Annotated in this window: 11 protein-coding genes, 1 tRNA gene and 2 pseudogenes; 3 read left to right on the plus strand and 11 right to left on the minus strand. The window is 67.4% G+C overall.

Features of this window, described 5'->3' with window-relative positions:
* Positions 1-145 precede the first annotated feature (145 nt).
* The 7 genes from ITX31_RS02710 to ITX31_RS02740 all read right to left on the minus strand — a co-directional run bounded on the left by ITX31_RS02710 (position 146) and on the right by ITX31_RS02740 (position 10,113).
* Positions 146-2,827: a helix-turn-helix transcriptional regulator gene (locus tag ITX31_RS02710; RefSeq protein WP_194781943.1), complete on the minus strand. Its 2,682-nt coding sequence runs from the start codon at positions 2,825-2,827 to the stop codon at positions 146-148.
* Complete coding sequence (locus ITX31_RS02715; protein ID WP_228528917.1) at positions 2,797-5,448, minus strand: helix-turn-helix transcriptional regulator; 2,652 nt, start codon at positions 5,446-5,448, stop codon at positions 2,797-2,799. The genes ITX31_RS02710 and ITX31_RS02715 overlap by 31 nt, the downstream gene beginning before the upstream one ends.
* A 516-nt stretch (positions 5,449-5,964) precedes the next feature.
* The gene (gene pth / locus ITX31_RS02720; RefSeq protein WP_194781945.1) at positions 5,965-6,549 is read right to left on the minus strand and encodes an aminoacyl-tRNA hydrolase; all 585 of its coding nucleotides are present in this window, start codon (positions 6,547-6,549) and stop codon (positions 5,965-5,967) included.
* Positions 6,550-6,555: 6 nt separating this feature from the next.
* Positions 6,556-7,152, minus strand: a complete 597-nt coding sequence (locus ITX31_RS02725; RefSeq protein WP_194781946.1) for a 50S ribosomal protein L25/general stress protein Ctc — start codon at positions 7,150-7,152, stop codon at positions 6,556-6,558.
* A 315-nt stretch (positions 7,153-7,467) separates the two neighbouring features.
* Entirely contained in the window at positions 7,468-8,451 is a 984-nt protein-coding gene (locus tag ITX31_RS02730) for a ribose-phosphate diphosphokinase (RefSeq protein ID WP_194781947.1), read from the minus strand.
* The gene (glmU, locus tag ITX31_RS02735; RefSeq protein ID WP_194782358.1) at positions 8,448-9,959 is read right to left on the minus strand and encodes a bifunctional UDP-N-acetylglucosamine diphosphorylase/glucosamine-1-phosphate N-acetyltransferase GlmU; all 1,512 of its coding nucleotides are present in this window, start codon (positions 9,957-9,959) and stop codon (positions 8,448-8,450) included. Before glmU ends, ITX31_RS02730 begins: the two co-directional genes overlap by 4 nt.
* An 82-nt stretch (positions 9,960-10,041) precedes the next feature.
* Positions 10,042-10,113 (minus strand) — tRNA-Gln (locus ITX31_RS02740).
* A gap of 152 nt (positions 10,114-10,265) precedes the next feature.
* Here ITX31_RS02740 and ITX31_RS16130 point away from each other — a divergent pair.
* A pseudogene (locus tag ITX31_RS16130) lies at positions 10,266-10,850 on the plus strand (TetR/AcrR family transcriptional regulator); the annotation flags it as partial.
* A gap of 57 nt (positions 10,851-10,907) precedes the next feature.
* Positions 10,908-11,324: pseudogene (locus ITX31_RS16135) on the plus strand (NUDIX hydrolase); the annotation flags it as partial.
* Positions 11,325-11,405: 81 nt separating this feature from the next.
* On the opposite strand, the gene ITX31_RS02750 reads toward ITX31_RS16135, so the two are convergent.
* The 3 genes from ITX31_RS02750 to rsmA are packed head-to-tail and all read right to left on the minus strand — an operon-like array spanning position 11,406 to position 15,132.
* On the minus strand, positions 11,406-13,262 hold the full coding sequence (locus tag ITX31_RS02750) for an ABC-F family ATP-binding cassette domain-containing protein (RefSeq protein ID WP_194781949.1): 1,857 nt from the start codon (positions 13,260-13,262) through the stop codon (positions 11,406-11,408).
* A gap of 23 nt (positions 13,263-13,285) precedes the next feature.
* A complete protein-coding gene (locus ITX31_RS02755; RefSeq protein WP_323745557.1) occupies positions 13,286-14,257 on the minus strand; it encodes a 4-(cytidine 5'-diphospho)-2-C-methyl-D-erythritol kinase in 972 nt (323 codons plus the stop codon).
* The gene (rsmA, locus tag ITX31_RS02760) at positions 14,254-15,132 is read right to left on the minus strand and encodes a 16S rRNA (adenine(1518)-N(6)/adenine(1519)-N(6))-dimethyltransferase RsmA (RefSeq protein WP_194781950.1); all 879 of its coding nucleotides are present in this window, start codon (positions 15,130-15,132) and stop codon (positions 14,254-14,256) included. The genes ITX31_RS02755 and rsmA overlap by 4 nt, the downstream gene beginning before the upstream one ends.
* An 801-nt stretch (positions 15,133-15,933) precedes the next feature.
* Here rsmA and ITX31_RS02765 point away from each other — a divergent pair.
* A complete protein-coding gene (locus ITX31_RS02765) occupies positions 15,934-16,611 on the plus strand; it encodes a hypothetical protein (protein ID WP_194781951.1) in 678 nt (225 codons plus the stop codon).
* A gap of 60 nt (positions 16,612-16,671) precedes the next feature.
* Here ITX31_RS02765 and ITX31_RS02770 read toward each other — a convergent pair whose 3' ends face one another.
* The gene (locus ITX31_RS02770; RefSeq protein WP_323745558.1) at positions 16,672-17,808 is read right to left on the minus strand and encodes a ubiquitin-like domain-containing protein; all 1,137 of its coding nucleotides are present in this window, start codon (positions 17,806-17,808) and stop codon (positions 16,672-16,674) included.
* Positions 17,809-17,924 lie beyond the last annotated feature (116 nt).

Below are 17,924 nucleotides of genomic sequence, written 5' to 3' on the forward strand. Positions count from 1 at the left end.
GCGTAGATTCAGGCAATCCCGCCGCCAACACGTAGTTGGTACTGGCTTTGGACCACTTGCTGCCAGCGTCCAGGCTGCCTGAGAGCAGTGACTACTTGGGAGGAGCGGACACACGATGCCAGGCTGGACCGGCGACTCGCGGAAACTACTCGCCCATCAGCTCGGCGGTGAGCTCCTCACGCCTGCTGATGCCGAGTTTCTCGAAGATGCGGTAGATGTGTCCCTCCACGGTCCGGACCGAGAGGAAGAGCTGTCCGGCGATCTCCGCATTGCGGCAGCCCCTCGCAACCAGCCTGGCGACGTCCTTCTCGCGGCGCGTTAGGGACGGCGGCGCTGGGCTGCGTCCGGGCTCGGATCCTGCCAGGCGTTTGCCGATCACGCGCTGGACCCGCTGAATTTGGTTGCGGTCACCCCCGGCCTTGGCGATACGGAGTGCCTCCTGCAGCGCAAGGACCCCTAGGGCATTTGCCTCTGCGTCCGCCGGCTCGGAGGCGAAGCGGAGGAGCGCCGATACGTCCTGGTCCAGGACCGACCGGGCAAACAGCTTCACCGCGCGTCCCCTCGGGCCCTGGATGTCTTCGGAGAGCTTCAGCAGGCGGTTCATGACGGTAGGGTCACCTGCCCGCATGCTCAGGCAGCGCAGTTCGAATTCGGCTGCAGGCAGGCCCTGTTCCTCTGCCTGCTCTCCTGCTTCACGCAGTGCTGCCAGCACTTTTGCATCTCCGGTTCTGGCATAGCCGGCCGCAAGCCGGTTGCCCCTCGCGATGAACCGGGTGCTGAGGGTTCCCCGCGAAGTGATCCTGTCACAGTCGGCCAGCAGCTCGTCCGCTCGCGACAGGTCTCCTGCACGCGCGGCCAGCTGGGCAGCTATCGACAGGGCCACGGGCAGGTTGCCGTCCGGGTCGTGGGTACGCATCCCCTCGATGGCAGCCATCAGCTTCGGCCGGGCCGCTTCCATGTTCCCGCGTCTCAGCTCCATGACGGCAAGGCACATATCCACCGTGCCGCCCACCCTCAGCGAACTCCGCGACACCGCCAGCAGGTCCTCGTGAACTGTGCTGAGGACCTCGTCCCAGTAACCAGACCACAGCAGCGCAGACAGGTGCCGGTGCAGGACGAACTGATAGTAGGTCAGGAACCGGTGTTCGCTGTGGGCTACTATTCCCAGCGCCTCCCGGGTGAGCTGCACCGCACTTTCCGCACGGCCGCTGCAGGAGAGGATTTCGCCCAGGATCGTAAGGGATACCATCACCGCTTCAGCGTCCTGCGCCTGCCTGGCCTCGGCGAGCAGCTCCCTGACGGATGCTTCCTTCGCCCTGTGGTTGCCCGCGGCGACTTCTACCAGCGCCGACAGGAGGGATGCTCCGCGCCGTGATGAGTCCAGGTCCGCCCTCAGCTCCGCGTCAAGGGTACCGGAGGCCTCCGCCGCCGCCTCGATGCGCTGTATCGCAGCCTCCCAGTCGGCGCGTGCTTCGTGGAGGCCGTCCACCTCGCCAGTTAGTCTTTGCAGCAGCTGCACGCGCAGCAGGGTTCCAAGTTTCGCGGTCGTCAGGTCCGCCGCGGTTTCGACGGTTCCGGTCACGAGTTCCAACGCAGTATTGAAGTTTGCGCGGTTATAGTGGGCACGGGCCATCTGGATCCTGGCGCCAGGGAGCAGGGCAGGGTCTTTGATTTCGCCGGCGGCGCGGAGCGCGAAATCGCTGTCGAAGAAGTTGTTGGCCATGTATGCCGCCCGCAGCAGCTGCCCATCCGGAACCTCGGCTCCGCAGTCCAGCGACCAGGCGACGCTTCGCAGCAGTCCGTCCATTGACTCCGTGTCGTCCGGCATGACCTCCTGGACCCGCCGGCGCAGCCGGGCGCTTCGAGCCGCAGGAACCATGTGGCGCACCAGCTGGCCGTACAACGGGTGCCGCGGCCGCAGCAGCCTGTTCCCTTCATCCTCCACGCTGACCAGGTTTGCGGCAGTCAGGGCGTCAACTGAGCGGTGGAGACCAAGTTTGAAGGCGACAGCCACCGGCACCGGCTCTGCGAGCGCGATGATCTCCATCGCTTCCCGCTCGTCGGTGGAGAGCCCTGAGAGCTGCACCTTGAGCAGGTCAGCCAACCGCCCCTGGGGCGGATCGGTGCTGACTCCCATCAGCCACACACCGTGGCGTTCGGTCAGCGCCCCTGTCCTGCGGTTTTCGGCGATCAGGGCCAGCGTGAACATGGGGTTCCCGCCGCTGCGGATGGCGAGTTCGGCGCTGGTGGTAGTAAGCACCGGCCCGCCGAGCACCTGGGTACAGAGTTCATGGACCTGCGCTTCGGTGAACGGCTGGAGATGGTGCCGGGAGATGGCACCGCTCCATACCTGCGCCGGAATCCCGGCCGGTATTTCAGTGATGCTCCTGGTCAGGGCCAGCATCCGCACCCGTCCGGAGGCCATCAGCTGGGAAAGCAGGTCGGCGCTGGCTTCGTCCAGCGCGTGTGCGTCGTCGACGACCAGCAGCGGGGTGGCACCGGTGTCCTGTACCGCTGCCGGACGCACTCTTCCCAGCAGCGCCCGCATCACTGCCAGGGGTGAGTCCGTGTCATTCGCGGACAGCACGGGCAGCAACGGCGCCAGGGCACCAAACGGGATGCCGGTCAGTGCTGAACTGGCATGGATCCGGAATACCGGCATCTCGTGTTCGAGTTCACGGATGACGACGCCGGCAAGGGCGCTCTTGCCCATGCCTGCCTCGGCCACCAGCAGGGCGCCGCTCAGTTCAGCGGAGCGCACGTCGGCCAGGACTGCCTGGGTTTCCTTCTCCCGGCCTACCAGCTGCTGTGTCGCAAAGCCCTGCATTCTTCCCCCAAACCTGATTCTGCGGAGCGGAGAACATCCCGCAACTCAGTTCTTCCCGACACGTGCAGCTTGCGAAACAGTTTGTTTAGGTGCCAGTCCACGGTGCGCGGCGACAGGTGCAGCTCTTCCGCGATATGGTTCCTGGACGCTGGCGCGGCTGCCAGCTTCACCAGGTGCGTTTCGAAGTCACTGAGTCCTGTCAGCATGTATTGAATGCTGTTTTCCCGCAGGAGCCGGCGGTAGGCCGCGTTCTCCACTGCGGCGGCCCGGCGGGCGATGCTGCCCCCGCCGTCGGCAGCCATGCTCCGGACCAGGCCTGCGGCGCGGTGCGCCAGCAGGTGGTGGCCCAGTTGCGCAGCCCCTTCTGCGGCTTGGAGCAGGGCCCATGGATCACTGCCCAGCAGCCCCCGGGCGTAGGATCCCAAGGTCTCGGCCCAGCGTCCCGTGGCGGTGGACGCGAGCCGCGCCAGGTTCGCCGCAGCGGTGAGGTCTCCGGCCGAAGCAGCAGCTTCGTAGCAGCCCAGGGCAAAGGAAATGTTTCCGCGGGTTTCTGCCTCCTCCGCCATCTGCACCAGGCCGCGCGCCGCGGCATCTCTCTCCCGGCCCTGCAGGGCCAGTATCCGGAAGAACTCCGTCACCCGCGAGGCATGCCAGGACGGGCGGTTGCGGAACCGGGGAGCGAGCTCCTGGTACACGGAGGCGCGTGCGGTATTTCCACTCAGTCCGTGGGCGTAGGACAGAAGTGCCGCGGCCAGGGGCAGCAGGTCCTGGGCATCCCGGAACCGCAGCTGGCTCACCGCCGGTTCAAGCGCCTCCACCGCGGCATCGGACTCGCCTGCAGCCGCGCGGACCACGCCCCAAACCAGCTCACCGGCCGTACCGTAGTCGGCTTCCAGGGCACCGTCAGTGCTTTCGCGGACAAAGCGCAGTGCGCGCTTCAAGTCACCGGCAGCATAGAACGCGTAGAAAAGGCGGTTCAGGATGATGCTCCGGTCGGGCGCCGGAAAAGGTGCACGCAGCAGTTCCCGGTGTTCCTCCACCAGCTGCAGCGCTGCTCCTGCGCTACCGGTAACGGCCAGGGCTTCCGCAGCTGCCGCGACCGCGCGGGCGCGCGTCCTGTCCGCTATGCCACGGCGGACGGCGAGTGCGGAAAGGGACTGGACCACCGCGGCGTAATTTCCCTCGGCCAGCTGGAGTTCCGCCTTGGCGTAATCGATGTCGGCAGCGGTTTCCGGGCTGTCGGCAACACCGGTAGGCGGGCCGAGCCTGTCCAGGACCAAGGCCGGGGCGTCCGCCTTTGAGAGGCTGCGCAGCAGCGCCGCCTTCAGGAGCATGATCGCGACCCAGGTCTTCCGGTCCCCCGCATCGAGTCCGGATTCGGCAGCCGCCAGGACGCCCAGGGCTTTCTGGTCCTCTCCCAGTGCCATCAGTGCCCGGATTTCCTCCAGGACCAGGCCGTCCTCGCGGGTTCCAGGAGCGGCCGATCCAACGAAGGCCAGCGCCAGCGAGGGCCTGCCGGAATCGTTTGCGTAGGCGGCAGCCTCCTTGAGGAGCCGAGGCCCCGGGTCCGCCTCGCAGTCCAGCGACCAGGCGACTAAACCGGCCAGCGCGGCCGGGGCGAGGCTCCCGGGGTCCTGGAGGACATCGGTCAGCTCCTTCCACCGCTCATGGCTGCGCCCCAGCGGAACATTTGCGGCCACCACCGAGGCGAAGAACGGGTCGGACAGCACCACGGCCGGCAGCGTTCCGCGCTTCAGGGTCACCAGCCCCTCTTCTTCCAGCGCATCCAGGGTTTCCGCGGGCACCAGCTCGCACGCTGCGGCCAGGGGCAGCGGGCTAACCCGGGAGAGGACTTCGACCAGTTTCCGGCAATCTGCAGGAAGCCTGGACAACTGTTTATCAAAGAGCTCGGCAACGGCTCCCGTGTGCACGTATGTCCCGGCTCGGACCCACGTCTGTTCAGAGAGAACCAGGCGGCCCTGCCTCACCTGTTCCGCCGTCATCAGGACGGTGAAATGCGGATTGCCGCGGGTCTCCGCCCACATTGTCCGGGCTGCGGGTTCAGAAACCGGCCCGCTCAGGAAGCCTGCCATCAACGTCCGGGTTTCGGTCTGGCTGAGGGGCTCCACGTCTATTCTGTCCAGGTGCCCGTCCGCCCACAGCGACAGGATTTCCGGTTCCGCCTGGACCAGGTCCGTTGCCGTCGCCGCGAGCGTGACTTCCCCGCCCCGCACCAGCTGTGCCACGACCTGGACGGAGAGGTCATCGAGTTCATCCACGTCATCCACCACGAGCAGCAGCGGCAGGCCCGCTGCCTTCGAACGCAGGAGACGGCGGACTTCCTGGAGAGCGCTCACGGGATTCAGTCCACCGGCCAGCGGCATCTCGCTGATCAGCGGCGCCAGCGCCCCATAGGGAGTGCGCCGTGAAACTTCCGTCCCGTACAGCGCTTCGATCCGGTATCCCCGGGCACGCTCCGTCAGCGCCTGAGCAAGCGCACTCTTCCCTATCCCCTGTGGCCCGACGATGAGGGCCCCCCGTCCTTCGGCCAGGGCGGAGTCCATGCGTCCAAGAAGAGCGTCCCGGCCTACGAGTCCCGCCAATGGCCCGGGCAGCCTCATGTTGCGCCGGCGGGACGCTGATGCGGACCGCCGGCCGGCCCGTACGAAGCAGGCCCTCCCATAGTTCTCCCCCCAGATCCCCGATCAATTGCATGGTCGGTTCGCTCAAAGCTGCGCGACAGATCAAACCACTGCCGAAAGAGTACGCTCCAACGGCGCCCATAGGAAGCTATCCGAACACAGGAATTTGGGCCGGGAACCGTGGAGCGGCTGTCCGGAGCATTCTTGGGTTTTGGGGGTCGGCATTTGACGCTGGGCGGTATGCCCAAAAGTGGGGGAAATGGAGAAACTGAAAGGGACCGGCGCCGGGATGGGGGTGGCCCAGTCTCGGAGGCCTCCCGACGCCGGCCCCGCTTCAGGAGCCCGAAGGCTACCGCCAGTCTAGGCCCGGCGCCGGGACCAAACAATGCTTGTGTGGGTGACCGCGAGCACGGGTTCTATACCTAAATATTGAGCGGAGCCTACTTGGGTGCAATGACCAGCAGGTATGTCCTCGAAAAGGCGCCGGCAGCCGGCTCAGGCTCCGCCGTGGAATTTCTGCTGCGCTGCCAGCAACCCCTCGGAAAGCAGCAGCTCAACGGCGTCCGCGCCGTCGGAAACCAAGAAGGGCAGCTCCTTGGATTCAGCGGTTCCAAAGTTCTTCAGGACCCAGTCCGCGGTGTCCATCCGGCCGGGTGGACGGCCCACGCCAACGCGCACCCGAAGGTAGTCCTTGGTGCCCAGGGCCTTGCTGATGTCCCGCAGTCCGTTGTGTCCGCCTTCTCCGCCGCCGAGCTTGAGCTTGACCGAGTTGAAGGGAATGTCGATCTCGTCATGTACCGCCACGACGTTCTCCGGCCCGATCCCGTAGAAACGTGCCAGCGCCGAAACCGGACCGCCGGAGAGGTTCATGTAGGTGAGCGGCTTGGCCAGGATAACGCGCGGACCGCCGATCCCGAGCCGTCCCTCGGCAACCTCGGCCCGCGACTTGTGCGACTTAAAGCTGCCGCCCATGCGGGACGCCAGCTCGTCGAGGACCATCTGGCCCACATTGTGCCGGTTACGGCTGTAGCCGGGCCCGGGATTCCCGAGCCCGGCTACAAGCCAGGTATTGCTGGTCAAAAAGGACTACGCCTCTTCGGAAGCTGCCGGAGCAGCTTCTTCTTCGCCTGCGCCCAAATCCTGGACCGTGGACTCGGAGATGTTGATGACCATGGTCTCGGGATCAAGCAGCAGCTCTACTCCGGCCGGCAGTCCGAGGTCCTTGGCGAAGATGTGCTCGCCGGCCGTGCGGCCTTCGATGCTGACCGTGATGGTCTCCGGCAGGTTGGTGGCGTCCGCGGACACCAGGACGGTGTTCGCTTCCTGGTTGAAGACGAAGGAACCCGGGGCGAGCTCACCCTCGACGTGGACGTTGACTTCAACTTCAACCTTCTCGCCCTTGCGGACGGTCAGGAGGTCGATGTGCTCGATGATCTGCTTGATCGGATCGCGCTGGATGTCCTTGGCCAGGGCCAGGTGGCCTTCGCCGTCGACATCGATGTCCAGCAGGGCGTTCGGTGTGCGGACGGCCAGCGTGGTTTCGCGGGCGGGCAGCAGGATGTGCAGGACATCGGCGCCGTGGCCGTAGATGACTGCGGGGATCTTGCCGGCTGCGCGGGCCTTGCGGGCTGCACCCTTGCCGAAGTCGGTGCGGGTGGTGGCTGCGAGCTTCTGCTCAGACATTGCTAACTCCTGTGATGGTTCTTCCGGGATTTAAGTTGCCTATTCGGCGCCGGTATCGGAACGAACCAGCTGCATCATCCGCATCCTGAGGAGGACCCGTGCAGTTGAGAAGTTGCCAGCCACCGTCGATAACGGAGGTCCACCGGGAAATTCCGGGGGCCTCCCTCGCCTAGGCATCGGAGACAATGTTACCAGCTTCCCGGCGTCGGGCATTCCATTCCCCCCCAGCACCCCCCGACCGCCGAAAGGGCAGTTACGGCCCGTATCAGAGCTGAAACGAGCCGCAACTGCCCTCTCGATGGAGGCGGGAAAAAACTATGCCTTGCCGTCGAAGAGGCTCGTTACGGAGCCGTCTTCGAATACCTCGCGGACCGCGCGGGCAATCAGCGGGGCGATCGAGAGCACGGTCAGCTGCTCGAAGCGCTTGTTGACCGGGATCGGCAGCGTGTTGGTAACTACGACTTCGCGGGCACCGGACTCGGCCAGGGTACGTGCGGCCGGATCGGAGAACACGGCGTGGGTCGCGGCGATGATCACGTCCTTTGCGCCGGCTTCCTTGAGCACGCGCACGGCGCCCGCGATTGTTCCGCCGGTGTCGATCATGTCATCGATCAGGACGCAGGTGCGGCCTTCGATCTGGCCCACAACCTGCTTGGAGACAGCCTGGTTGGGCACGGTCAGGTCGCGGCTCTTGTGCACGAAGGCCAGCGGAGCGCCGCCCAGGCGCTCGGCCCACTGCTCGGCGACGCGGACGCGGCCGGTATCCGGGGAGACAACGGTGACATTCGAAACGTCAACACGGGTCCGGATGTAATCGGCCAGCAGCGGGATTGCCATCAGGTGGTCCACCGGCCCGTCGAAGAAGCCCTGGATCTGCGAGGTGTGCAGGTCAACGCTCATGATGCGGTCCGCGCCTGCGGTCTTGTAGAGATCGGCAACCAGGCGGGCGGAGATCGGCTCGCGGCCGCGGCCCTTCTTGTCCTGGCGGGCGTACGGGTAGAACGGAGAAACGACGGTGATGCGCTGGGCCGAAGCACGCTTGAGCGCATCGATCATGATGAGCTGTTCCATCAGCCAGTTGTTCAGCGGTGCGGGGTGGGCCTGGATGACGAAGACGTCCTTGCCGCGGACGCTCTCTCCGGGACGCACGTAGATCTCGCCGTTGGCAAAGTCATAGGCAGCGAGGGGCAGCAGTTCCGTGTCGAGGCATTTGGCCACTTCCTCCGCCAGCTCAGGGTGTGCCCGTCCCGTGGCTAGGACAAGCCTTTTTTCACCTTGTGCGGTGATTACGCTGCTCATGACTGTTCGCTTTCTCGCGTGGGGTTATCAGTACCGGAGAGGGAAGTCTGTGTCTGGGCGCGCTCTGCGGCCTCGGCTGCAGCGGAACCGGGGCGGTTTGCCGACACCCAGTTTTCGAGGTTGCGCTGGGGTGCCACGCTGATGGCCAGCGAGCCCGCCGGAACGTCCTTGCGGATCACTGTTCCAGCTCCACTGTACGCCCCGTCCCCCACCGTAACGGGCGCCACATACATGTTGTCACTGCCCATGCGCACGTGCGAACCGACCGTGGTGTGGTGCTTCTTTTCGCCGTCGTAGTTCACGAAGACCGAGGCAGCGCCGATGTTCGAGTGCTCGCCGATGGTGGCGTCCCCCACGTAGGAGAGATGCGGAACCTTGGATCCGGTGCCGATCTGCGCGTTCTTTGTCTCAACGAAAGTGCCGATCTTCCCGTGCTCACCAAGCTGTGTGCCCGGGCGCAGGTAGGCAAAGGGCCCGACGTCGGCGCCCGCGCCGATCACGGAGTCGGATCCGTGCGTGCGGATCACCTTCGCGCCCTCGCCGATGACCACGTTGGTGAGGGTCGTGTCCGGGCCGACGACGGCGTCGCGCGCCACCGCGGTGGTGCCGTGCAGCTGGGTGCCGGGCAGGACGGTGACGTCTTCGTCCAGGGTGACGGTTGAGTCGATCCAGGTGGTGGCTGGATCCACGATGGTGACGCCGGCCCGCATCCAGCGGATCAGGCTGCGGCGGTTGTGTTCGGCGTTCAGCGCCGCGAGCTGTACGCGGTCATTGGCGCCTTCGACCTGCCACTGGTCCGTGGTCTCGACCGCAGCGACGCGTCCGCCGGCGGCCCGGGCAATGGCCAGGACATCGGTCAGGTACATCTCGCCCTGGGCATTGTCGGTGCTGACCCGGGACAGGGCAGAGCGGAGCACTGCGGCATCGAAGGCGTAGATTCCCGAGTTGATTTCGTTCACGGCAAGCTGCTCGGCAGTGGCATCCTTCTGCTCAACGATGCCTGTGACGGTTCCGTCCCCGGCCCGGAGCACCCGGCCGTAGCCGGTAGGGTCCGCGACCCGCGCGGTGAGCACGGTGGCCGCGTTGGAGTCCACGTTGTGCACGGCAACCAGCTCGCGCAGGGTGCCTGCTTCCAGCAGCGGCACATCACCGTAGGTCACCACGACGGTTCCCTCCAGCGGGGTCAGGGCGTCAATGGCTTCCACTGCGGCCTGGACGGCGCGGCCGGTACCGGGAACCTCGTCCTGGTCCACGATCATGGCGCCGGGCATCAGCGAGGCAATGTGGCCTGCCACCGTTTCGCGTTCGTGGCGGACAACGACGGCGAGGGTGCGCGGGTGCAATGCGTCCGCAGCGTTCAGGGCGTGGCCCACCATGGAGATGCCGCCCACGAGGTGGAGGATCTTCGGGGTACGGGATTTCATTCGGGTGCCCGCGCCGGCTGCCAGGACGATGACCGCAGCTGGTGCGGCGGATTCGATCGGTCCGGTTCCCTGCGTATCCTGCATGCTCACGAAAATGCGCTCCTACACGTCGTCCGGCCACGGCACCGGGGCAGTTCCGAGCCAGTCGCGCGGCTGCTTCCCAGCGTTCCGCCCATAGGATTCGAACCTATACTCCACGGCTCCAAAGGCCGGGGTGCTGCCGTTACACCAGGGCGGAAAATGTGTGGCTGATGCCGCACACAAGAGTCCAGTTTGCCATGCCTGAACCCCGCTCCGCGACTCGGTGTACGGCCGGCCCGCGGGCCGGCGCGCGCCAGTGCGTAGACTGGGACGGTGGCGAGAATAACAACGGCGCGGTCACGGCCGCGTATGACAGGAGTCCAGCGGCGGGCCCAGCTGATCGGCGTCGCCCGCTCCCTTTTCGCCCTGCGGGGACTTGAAGGCGCAACCATCGAGGACATTGCCGCAGGGGCCGGCGTGTCCAAACCTGTGGTCTACGAACACTTCGGTTCCAAGGAAGCCCTGTACACCGAGGTAGTGGACACCGAATTTGACCGGCTGCTGGCGGCCATCACCCAGGCCCTGGGCGCTGAGGCGGGACCCCGTGTGCTGCTTGAGCGGGCCGCCTACTCGCTGCTCGACTACATCGAGAACCACACGGACGGTTTCCGGATCCTGGTCCGGGACGCTCCGCCGTCGCAGCCCGAAGGCACGTTCTCAACCCTGCTCTCCCGGATCGCCGCGGACGTTGAGCACATCCTCGCCAAGGAATTCAGCAGCCGCGGCCTGAGCGCCGAGGTTGGCGGAATGTACGCCCAGATGCTGGTGGGCATGGTCGCCATGACCGGCCAGTGGTGGCTGGATGCCCGCACCCCGGACAAGGCCACCGTGGCGGCGCATCTGGTGAACCTCTCCTGGAACGGCCTGACCGGCCTGCAGAAGGATCCGGCGCTGGGGTACATCCCGGGCGGCGGAGCGCCGCTGGTGCTGACACTCTCCGCAGTCCTGGTCCGGGACTCGGACGGGCGCATCCTGCTGGTCCGCAAGCGCGGCACGCGAAAGTTCATGCAGCCCGGCGGCAAGCTGGAGGCCGGCGAGGACTTCCGCGGCGCGGCTGCCCGCGAGGTCAACGAGGAGCTTGGACTCGCCGTGGCTCCGGGAGAACTCACGGACATCGGCCACTGGTACGGGCCTGCCGCCAATGAGGCCAACACCTTCATCGACGCAGGACTGTTCGCCCTCAGCCTTGCGGGCCCCCGCGGGGCGGGCGGCGCCGTCGTTCCCCGGGCCGCCGCTGAGATCGAGGAGATGCTGTGGCTCACCCCGGCCGAAGCGTTGGCACGCACCGACATTTCGCCGCTGCTGCGCGACCACGTGCTCCCGGAGCTGCTGGCCGCCGAAAGCCAGGCCGCCGGCGTCGACAGCTAGTTCCCCGGCTCCCTGCCATCGAAATCACAGAAACTGCACGTACCAGCGCTGATACGTGCAGTTTCTGTCATCTCGGCGGGATTACTCGAGGATCTCCGAGGCTTCGAGCCACTGCATCTCAAGTTCTTCCTGCTCGGCGGCGACGGCCTGCAGCTTCGCGTTCAGGTCCGCGAGTACCTCGAAGTCCGGGCTGCCGCCGGCGGTCTCCTTGTTCATCTGCTCGTGGATCTTCTCCGACTGCCCGGCGAGCTTCGTCAGCTGCCGCTCGATGCGGGTGAGGTCCTTGCGGGCGCTGCGCTTGTCCGCCTCCGAATGGCCGGACCCGGCAACCGCCGTGGCGACGGCGCCCGGTGCGGCGTCGGGGCGGGAGGCACCTGCCTGCGCGGCCCGGCTGGCCTGTGAGGAGCTGCCCCCGCCGGCACCGGAAGCCAGCGCGGCTTCCCGCAGCTCAAGGTACTGGTCGACGCCGCCGGGCAGGTCCCGCAGCTTGCCGTCGCCGAGCAGCGCCATCTGGGTGTCCGTGACGCGTTCGAGCAGGTAACGGTCGTGCGAGACGACCACCAGCGTGCCCGGCCAGCCGTCCAGCACGTCTTCCACGGCGGCCAGCGTGTCCGTATCGAGGTCGTTGGTCGGTTCGTCCAGCATCAGCACGTTCGGCTCCCCCACCAGCAGGCGCAGCAGCTGCAGCCGCCTGCGCTCGCCGCCGGAGAGCTCACGGACCGGGGTCCACTGCCGCTGGGAGCTGAAGCCCAGCTGCTCCACCAGCTGTCCGGCGGAGAGTTCACGCCCGCCCACGTTGAAGACGCGCTTCTCCTGTTCAATCACCTCAATGACCCGCAGGTCCGCCACATCGTCCAGTTCCCGCACTTCCTGGGTCAGCACGGCAGTCTGCACGGTCTTGCCGCGCTTCAGCCGGCCCGACGTCGGCTCGACGGTCCCGTTGAGAAGCCGCAGCAGCGTGGTCTTGCCTGCGCCGTTCACGCCCACTATGCCCAGCCGCTGCCCGGGGGCAAGCCGCAGGGTGATGTTCCGGAAGAGCTGGGTGTCCCCCAGGTCAAGGGAGACGTTCTCCAGGTCCAGGACGTCCTTGCCCAGCCGCGCCGTCGCCATCTTGTTCAGCGAGAGGGTGTCACGGGGTTCGGGCACGTCGGCAATCAGGGTATTGGCGGCCTCGATGCGGAATTTCGGTTTGGACGTCCGCGCGGGGGCGCCGCGGCGCAGCCACGCCAGTTCCTTCTTGATCAGCTGCTGCCGCTTGCCCTCAACGACGGCGGCCATCCGGTCCCGCTCGGCACGGGCCAGCACGTAGGCTGCATACCCGCCGTCAAAGGGCTCAACGACGGCGTCGTGCACCTCCCAGGTCCGGGTGCACACCTCGTCCAGGAACCAGCGGTCGTGGGTGACCACCAGCAGGGCGCCGTCGGAGGCCCGCCAGCGCTGCTTCAGGTGCCGGGCAAGCCAGGCCACGCCTTCGACGTCGAGGTGGTTGGTGGGCTCGTCAAGCATGATGACGTCGTCGTCGCCCATCAGCAGCTTGGCCAGGGCCACGCGGCGGCGCTGGCCGCCGGAGAGCGAGGAGACCTGGGCGTTCCAGTCAACTTCCTGCACCAGGCCGCTCATCACGTCACGGATCTTCGGGTCCGAGGCCCACTCGTAGTCGGCCGCGTCACCCACGATCGCCTGCCCCACGGTGAGGTCCCCGTCGAGCACGTCCGACTGGTCCAGGTACCCCACCGTGACATCGCGGCGGCGGGTTACCCGGCCGCTGTCCGCGCTCTGGCGTTCGGCCAGCAGCCGCATCAGCGTGGACTTGCCGTCGCCGTTGCGGCCCACCATGCCAATCCGGTCCCCCTCATCGAGCCCGAGGGAAACGGAATCGAGGATAGTGCGGGTGCCAAAGGCAATGCTGAGGTTCTCAGCGCCAAGCAGGTGTGCCAATCGGAGCTACTTTCGTCGGTGGTTCAGGTTTTGCTGGCTGTGGGCTGCGCCCCGGCAACAGGGCCGTGGACGGCCAGAGCATTGTGCCCCTCGGACCGCAGGGCGGCTTCGAGACGGGCGGCGGACACGGCGTCCGCGGCCAGGAAGGCGAGGGTGGGACCGGATCCGGAAACGATTCCGGCCAAAGCACCGAGGGCGCGTCCCCTGTCCAGGACAGGCACCAGCTCCGGGGAGAGCAACAGGGCCGCGGGCTGGAGGTCATTGGAGATAACGTCCGCCAGTGCCGCAGCGTTCCCGGTGCGCAGCGCCTCGAGCAACCGGGGGTCGGCGGCTTCCGGTTCGGGCGCCGGCGAAGCGCCGGCGGCTTCCGCCTCGGCACGCAGGGCGTCCAGCCGGCCGTAGACCGCGGGCGTGGACAGTCCTGCCCCGGAGGAGGCCACCAGGACCCAGTGCAGCGGGGCCTGCGCGGGCGCTTCGGTCAGCAGGTCCCCTACCCCGAGCCCGACGGCGGCGCCGCCTTCCAGCGCGAAGGGCACGTCCGCACCGAGGCGGGCCGCCAGTGAGCTGAGCTCGGCGGCGTCCAGCCCGGTTTTCCAGAGCAGGTTGCAGGCCAGCAGTGCGGCCGCAGCGTCGGCCGAGCCGCCGCCCATGCCGCCGGCCACCGGAACGCGTTTAGTGATGATGAGGTTTACGCCCGGATCCGGAATTCCGGCGTGTTCGGCCAGGGCCGCAGCGGCACGGGCCACCAGGTTGTCCGGTCCCAGGGGAATGCCGGCCACGGGAATCTGCAGCGGGCCGCCGCCCGTCACGGACACGGTGATGCCCGGCTGCGGGGCGGCCGCGGCCGTTACGTCCTCGCGAAGGCTCAGGGCCAGGTAGACACTCGCCACGGAGTGGTAGCCGTCCGGGCGCAGCGGACCTACCTGCAGGGAAACGTTGATCTTCCCCGGGGCACTGACCGTCACGGATGCCGGGGGCGGGCCGGAAATGCTCACGATGCGGTCTTCGCCTCGGCGATCCGGGTGTACGCGCCGATGTCCAGCACTTCCCCGCGGGCGCTGGGATCCACTCCGGCGGCGCGGAGGGCGGTTTCGGCAGCGGCGGGGCTGCCGGCCCATCCGGCGAGGGCCGCTCGAAGGGTCTTGCGGCGCTGCGCGAACGCGGCATCGATAACCGCGAAGACTTCCTCGCGGGTGGCCGTGGTGGCCGGCGGCTCGTGGCGCTCGAAGCCGACCAGGCCCGAAGCGATCTTCGGAGCCGGCCAGAACACATTCATGCCGATCACGCCGGCCTTGCGCATGGTGCCGTACCAGGCTGCCTTGACGGACGGAACACCGTAGGTCTTGGACCCGGGGCGCGCGGCGAGCCGGTCAGCCACCTCGTCCTGAACCATGACCAGGCCGTGGCGCAGGCTGGGGAACGTTTCAAGCAGGTGCAGCACCACGGGAACGGCAACGTTGTACGGCAGGTTCGCCACCAGGGCGGTGGGCTGGGCCGGCAGCTCGGTGACGCGCATGGCGTCCGCGAGGACTACGTGCAGGTTCTCCGACTGTTCCGGACGCCACGCCTGCACGGTCTGCGGCAGGCGTGCGGCCAGGACCGGGTCGATCTCCACTGCCACTACTTCCCTGGCAGCGTCGAGCAGCCCCAGGGTGAGCGAACCGAGGCCGGGCCCCACCTCCAGGACGGTCTCCCCGGGGTCCACCGAGGCAGCGCTGACGATCCGCCGGATCGTATTTCCGTCGATGACGAAGTTCTGGCCTAGGGTCTTGGTGGGACGTACGCCCAGTTCCTCTGCCAGCGCCCGGATATCGGAGGCGCCAAGGAGCGGTTTGGGCCGTGGAACAGGCGCGGAAACAGATTCAGTCACTGCCTCATACTAGCGCCCGGCAGGCCCGGTTCCTGAGCCGGCAGGCAAAGCTGCTAGTCAGGCCAGTCCCCCACCGGACAGGTGAGGCCGGGCCGAATCGTCCGCTGGAGAAGACTCATGGGTTTCCTTCCGCGCTTTGGGTATCGCTCTGCCGCTGCCGCCTGCCGGACTGTAGCGTCCTGCACCGCAGCTGGTCCCAGTCTGGCGCACCGGAAGAACGGCGGTAACGGTTATGGGTGAAACCTTTGGCAAGAAGCTCCGAACGGCCAGGCAGGACAGCCTCCTCAGCCGCAGGGACCTGGGCGCGCCCGCCCTCCGCGAGCGGGAAATCGCGCTGCTTGAAGCCGGACGCCGGGAACCTTCCCGGGATGTACTTGGGCATCTGGCCGAACGGCTGGCGGCGGCGGCTCACCGCCCGGCGCGGCCGGGCGGTGAGGACAGTGCAGTGTTCCTGGCCCTGGCCGCGGCTCAGGCGTGGGATGAACGCAGTTACTTCACCAGCCTCGAAACGGCGGTGGCGGCTGCCGCAGCTGCTCGAGCCGAGAACGATAACGAGGGGTGGTGGGAGCTGTCCCTGCTGGCCGGCAACGCACGGCTCCGGTTGGCCCACTACCCGTTCTGCATCCGGCAGGCTTCCGCGCTGGCCCGGCATCCGGTGGCCCGGTGCCGGCCCGAACTGCGTTCCCGGGCCCAGGAACTGCTCGCACGTGCCTGCCAGGGTGCCGGCAGGCTGCCCGAAGCCGTCCGCCACGGCCGGGAAGCCGTGGCTTCCGCCCGGGACGGTGCTGCGGGTACGGAGGTGTGCCTGGCCGCATACCTGTGCCTGGCTGCCGCCTTGACGGAAGCGGCCAGCTGGATGAGGCATGGGAGTACTGCCAGGTATTCCTGCGTCCGTTGGCTGAGTCGGTGCCGGACGCGCTGCTGGCGGGCAAGGGATTCTGGGCCGCCGGAAATGTGGGGTTCCGCCGCGGCGACACGGTGGCCGGGGTGGCACTGCACCAGCGTGCGGCCGGGCTGCTGAGCCGCGCGCTGGATGTGGGAGTGTGGGCTTCGTTCAACAAGGCATCGGCAAATATGCGCCTGGCCTCGGGCCTGCATGATGACCAGACGCTGGCCTGCATCCGGCAGGCGGAGACCGCGCTCGCCGTCGTAGGACCCTCTCCGGGTGAGGCACGGGAGCTGCTGCATGCCCGTGGACGCTGGCAGCACCTCAGCGGCAACTATGCGGAAGCGGTGGAGCTGCTCACCGAAGCCTGGGACGGGCGCAGCTGCCTCTCTCCCCAGACCGCTGCGGAGGTTGCGCTCCTGCTCGGGCTGAGCCTGGCTTCGCTGGGACACCCCCGGGCCGCCGCGGACCGGCTCCAGGACAGCGAGTCGCTGTTCCGCCGGGCCGGTGCACCGGACCGTTCCGGACACGTCAGGGAGCTGTCGGCCGGGCTGCACCGGGAAGAGGAGCCGGCCCCGCGGAAACGAACCTGAGCCGCGAGACGGAAAAAGCCGGCCCAGGGGACCGGCTTCTTCCGTCTCTGCCAGAGAGGCCTAGAGCAGCCCCAGCTTGCTGGCGCAGGAGGGCCAGTGGCCCCATCCGCCGTTGGCGCGCAGATTTTCAGCGACGGCGATCTGCTGCTCGGGAGTAGCGTCGCTCGCCACCGGGGCATAGGCGCCGCCGCCGGCACCAAGCCAGCTCTGGGTGCTGAACTGCAGGCCGCCGTAGTAGCCGTTGCCGGTATTGATGTGCCAGTTGCCGCCGGACTCGCACTGGGCCAGTGCCGCCCACGCACCCCCAGCGGGGGCCGAACCGGATGCGGCACCGGCCGGAGCGGCTGCTGCGGGGCGCTTCTTGGTGCCCACGGCGACCGTCTCGGCAACCGGTTCACGCGTGACGCTTTCGCTGGCCAGGACACGGCTGACCTCGCGGCCGTCCACCACCACGGTGCTGAAGATCCGGGTGCGCTCGCCGGCCACTCCAGGCTCGGTGATCTCCTTTTCGCCCTCGAAGAGCTCCGCGTCATCCACCGTGCGGGTTTCGAACGGCACCGGCTCGGTCACGGTGACCTGGGTGTCTGCGGCCACCCGGGTCACCTTCAGAGTCATGCCGTCAGCGATTGCCGCCCGGGCCGGAACTGAAATCCGGTCCGACGCTCCAAGGCTCACTCCGGCTTCAGCCAGGAGTTCCTCGACGCTTGACGCGGTGGTCTCCAGCTGTGAGGTCTTGCCGTCTGCCAGCAGGGTGACGGTCTTGGGAGTGGAGATTGAAAGTCCGCGAACGGAGACCAGGGAGGCGTCCAGCGAGGCGGACACCGAAGATCCCGCGGACACCCGCAGCTCGGAAACCAGGTCTGCCACCGTGGAGCCGGTGGTCTGAACGGTGTGCCCGGTCCCGTCAACGTTGACGTTCACGGTCTTGGCCGTGGTCACTTCAATCGTGGTGCCGTCCTGGACCTCGGTGGCCGGGCCGGGTACCACGCGGTCTGCTGCTGCAAGCTGCACGTCGGCCTTTGCGAGGACATCTTCAACGGTGCCGCCGAAGGTCATAATGTCGCTGGTTTCCCCGTCCACGCTCAGGACGACGGACTTGTTGGTGCCGACGAAGGCCACGAGACCCAGGATGAGGGCCACCATGACAGCGGCCTGGCCTCCGAGCTTCAGCCCGCGCCTCACGATTGAAGTTGCCACGGAATTCCAAACTTTTTGAGCTTCCGGGCACGGGGACTTGGGCGCACGCCGGGCAGGGCTCCGGGTCTCACGGAGTGCCGGCGCGCGCAGGCAGGGACCAACGCCGTCGTGGGTAT

It is taken from the genome of Arthrobacter gandavensis, from assembly GCF_015355785.1.
Lineage (GTDB): Bacteria > Actinomycetota > Actinomycetes > Actinomycetales > Micrococcaceae > Arthrobacter_B > Arthrobacter_B gandavensis_A.